6 protein-coding genes are annotated in these 3,552 nt (G+C 63.0%); all 6 read right to left on the bottom strand.

All coding sequences use genetic code 11. The features are described 5' to 3' along the window. Positions 1 to 150 precede the first annotated feature (150 nt). Positions 151 to 963: a TonB family protein gene (locus tag L0H65_RS16455; RefSeq protein ID WP_301460273.1), complete on the bottom strand. Its 813-nt coding sequence runs from the start codon at positions 961 to 963 to the stop codon at positions 151 to 153. Further along, positions 960 to 1,340: a biopolymer transporter ExbD gene (locus tag L0H65_RS16450; protein ID WP_301460272.1), complete on the bottom strand. Its 381-nt coding sequence runs from the start codon at positions 1,338 to 1,340 to the stop codon at positions 960 to 962. The genes L0H65_RS16455 and L0H65_RS16450 overlap by 4 nt, the downstream gene beginning before the upstream one ends. A gap of 3 nt (positions 1,341 to 1,343) precedes the next feature. After that, complete coding sequence (locus tag L0H65_RS16445) at positions 1,344 to 1,721, bottom strand: biopolymer transporter ExbD (RefSeq protein ID WP_301460271.1); 378 nt, start codon at positions 1,719 to 1,721, stop codon at positions 1,344 to 1,346. Continuing rightward, positions 1,721 to 2,341: a MotA/TolQ/ExbB proton channel family protein gene (locus tag L0H65_RS16440; RefSeq protein ID WP_301460270.1), complete on the bottom strand. Its 621-nt coding sequence runs from the start codon at positions 2,339 to 2,341 to the stop codon at positions 1,721 to 1,723. The genes L0H65_RS16445 and L0H65_RS16440 overlap by 1 nt, the downstream gene beginning before the upstream one ends. Before the next feature lie 126 nt (positions 2,342 to 2,467). Continuing rightward, entirely contained in the window at positions 2,468 to 3,145 is a 678-nt protein-coding gene (locus L0H65_RS16435; RefSeq protein ID WP_301460269.1) for an adenosylcobinamide amidohydrolase, read from the bottom strand. Next, positions 3,145 to 3,552: ABC transporter ATP-binding protein (locus L0H65_RS16430; RefSeq protein ID WP_301460268.1), on the bottom strand; the 408-nt coding region annotated here is incomplete at its 5' end. The genes L0H65_RS16430 and L0H65_RS16435, both read right to left, overlap by 1 nt.

Genomic DNA, 3,552 nt, shown 5'->3' with positions numbered 1-3,552 from the left:
AAATATGCCCGCTCCTGGCGACGAGGGTTGAGTACGTCGCTGGGCTGTCTGTCCCTTGTCGCGCCGCTTTGTGCGTGGTGGCTGCTGTTCTGGCATTGGTGAACGGGCGGGAGTTCCCCGAACACGCGCCCGATCTGCAATTCTCACACTTTACCGCGCAAAGGCAATGGATAGCGTAAAACGATGTGTGCCTGCCGGAATGCCGCCGGGCGCTTTCGGCAGGCGGGCGCGTTTCACCGCGTCGAGCGCCGCACGGTCCAGCGCCGCATCGCCCGAGGAACGCGCAATCGCAAGTCCGGAAAGCGCGCCGCCCGATGTCACCGAGATCGCAAGCGAAACCGTCCCTTTGGCCCGGCTGCCAGCAGGGTAACGTTTGCGCCGTTCAATGCTGCTGCGGATCGCCCCTCCCCAACGTGCCATCTGATCGGCATTGGCTTTGGTTGGCGCTGTCCCTCCGGCGCCACTATTTCCCGCTGCCTGACCACCGGTTTTGCTTTTGGCGCGCTGGGTACTGGCGCTGGCTTTCGGCTTCCCGGACCTGGTGGTCGCTTTGGCGGGTTTGGACGCGGGCCTTGGAATTTCCTGTTTCGCCCTCGTCGTCTCTGGCAATGGCGGCGGCGGAGCGGTATCGGTGACCAACGGCTTCTCGGTATCCGGAACGGGCAAAGCCGACGGCGCGAAAGGTGTCGGGGGGACCGCCGCAGTCGGCAGGAGCGCGTTTGCTTCGGCGTCCTTCGCGCCCTCCGGCTGCAGATCAGGCGTTGCCTCCACAACCTCTGGCGCGCTGTTCCAGTCGGCGACCAAATCCTGCATCGCCTCATTCGCACCAGCAAGCGCGACGGCGCCAGACGCAGGAAGTTCGGCAGACCCAATCAACCCCGAGGCGCTGCTGCCCTGCCAGATCAGCAGATGCGCGCCTAGGGCGATGCCCAGAAAACCGCAGAATTCCACCCATGATTTCATCGTGGACGCACCGCCAGTTCAACCTCTGAAATTCCCAGTCCGGCCAGACGCGCAAGGGTTTTCGCCACATCGACAGCCGAAACGTCGGCATCTGCCCGCAGCGTCAGCTTCCCACCTGAGGGCAGGGACGCAAGCGCCTGCCAGACCGCCTCACCCCGCGCTTGCCCTATCGCCGGGTCACCGTCCGCGCCGAGGTACATCACCACCTTCTCCTCTGTCTTGCCGTCTGATATGGCCGAGGGCAGTTGCACATCAAGCGACGGCGCCGGGGCAAGTCGGGCCGACATCAGAAAGAAGATCAGCAGCAGAAACACCACGTTGATCATCGGAACCACCGATTCCGGCAACGGGCGGCGTGGATGTTTGGCGAAACGCATCGCTCACTCCACCACGGCAAGATGCGCAATGCCTGCGCTTCTGAGGGTCTCCGCTACGTCAATCAGACGCTGCAAACGTGCGCCATCCCGTGGCCGCAGGATCACGATATCCTGCGGGTCATCCATCAGGCCCGCAAGCTGACCAGCAATATCCCCCAACGCCACCGCAAGGCCGTTCAAGGCAAGCGTGTCAGGGCTAATATCCACCAGTCGCGGCGGTCCGTCATATCCCGCGCCTGCCCCTGCGGCGGTCAAAGCCAGTGCCTTGTCATGGCCGAACTGCGAGGCAAGCATGAAGAACACCAGCAGAAGGAATACCACGTCGATCATCGGTGTCAGGCTCGGACGTCGGGGTTTTCGATGGGGGCCGAAACTGAACATCACTCTTGCCCCTTCGATCGGGCGGCGCGGATGAAAATGCGGGTCGCGATATCTTCCATCCGGGTCTGCGCCCGTTCCGCGATGCTTTCAAACCAACTCAAGGCAACAGCGGCGGGGATCGCCACTGCCATACCGGCGGCCGTGGTCAAAAGTGCCTCCCATATGCCACCGGCCAGCAGCGAGGGGTCACCTTGGCCACCGCTTTCCTGAAGTGTCCGAAACGCCTCGATCATGCCCAGAACCGTGCCCAAAAGACCAATCAGCGGTGCAATCGTCACGATAAGCTCCAGCGCGCGCAACCCGCTGCGCAGCTTGCCAAGCTCCTGCTGCGCCAGCCGCGCCGTTTCCTCACGCGCCTCATTCGGGGGTAGGGCGAGTACGGCAATCACACCAGTTGCAAACCGCAAATACAGGCCAGCTCCGCTCGGCGGCAGGGCGCTTGCGTCATTGCGCGCCAGCATCCGCTCCGCCGCGTTCGGCGACCAGACGCCCTGCCTTGTCACCCCCCAGAGTTTCCACAGGATGATGGCCAGCGTCACCACCGACAGACCCGCAATCGCCCAAAGAGCAGGACCGCCAGTGTCAAGAAACGCGCGCAAAGCCGCAATGTTGAATGTCATGGTCACTCCTCCGGGGTGGTGGCGTCAGCGGCGGCCGTCATGTCGGGGCGATCGAACGCCACAACGCAGCGACGGAGCCACGGTCGATCATACCGTCGTCCGTGCGGCACACCCGCTTGGCGCGTTTCAGGCGGATTTGTCATTGTTTGACACCTCATTCACGAAAACCCGATCAGCCTTCCATTCGCGTGCGCCTTTCAGGGTGGCACGGTAAACGGCTGCCCCCAGCGCTTCGCCGATATCAGTATCCAGTCCGGCATAAAGCGCGGGTCCGGGGCGGGCGGCAATGGCAATGCAGTCCGTCCCCGTGCCCGTCGCGCGCCCGGTGGCAAGAGTCAGATCAACCTCCATCACCGCAGCGGTTCGCGCTTGGGTTGCGATGCTCAACGCTTCGATCAATGCCGGGCGCGTCAGCCCACAATTAAGTCGCACGGCGATGTTGATTGTCCCGCAATCACCTTTGGCGCGCGCCATCCGCTGCCCGACCCGTTCGGCATTCGACAACCCCACCGTTGCCACGCATTGCGCTGTGCACCGCCCGACCTTGACGGTCGCGGTGGTGAATCGCGTGATATTGGCTGACGTCAGGAAGGCCACGGCATCGCTGGCGTTCACGGCAGCCAGTTCGTCATCCAGCCAGTCGCCGACATCCAAAGTCTTGGGCAAATCCGCGTTGCGCACTTCGCGCCATCTGATCCGGCGGGTCATCGCAAAGCCGGGGCGGTTGACAGCCCAACTCAGCACCCGCATTTCCGCGCCAAGATCAAATTCCAACCATGGACGCGCAAGGGAGACAGTGACCATCACACCACCTCCAGAGGCTGAAACACCGGTCCGTCGGGTGTTTGTTCGAACCATGCGGTCACACCAAAGGCATCGCGCAAAAGCTGAGGGGTCAGCACATCCTGCGGATTGCCATCAGCGACGATCCGGCCCTTCGCCAACACCACCAACCGAGTACAATAGCGCGCGGCAAGTCCAAGGTCGTGCAGTGAGACGAGGATGGAGCGCCCCTCTGCCGCGAGTTCACTGAAACAACGCATGGTGGCGATCTGATGCGCCGGGTCCAGCCCTGCAATCGGTTCATCGGCCATCAGCAACGGCGATTCCTGCGCCAGTGCGCGCGCGAGCAATACCCGTGCCTGTTCCCCCCCAGACAGCCGTGTGGCAGTTCGTTGGCGCAGGGGGTCAAGTTCCATCCGTTGTAGCGC

Origin of the sequence: Pseudorhodobacter sp. (assembly GCF_030452865.1) — a bacterium.
Classification (GTDB): Bacteria; Pseudomonadota; Alphaproteobacteria; order Rhodobacterales; family Rhodobacteraceae; genus Pseudorhodobacter.
Note: the sequence above shows the minus strand (reverse complement) of the source record. Positions and strands in the feature narration are given on the sequence as shown.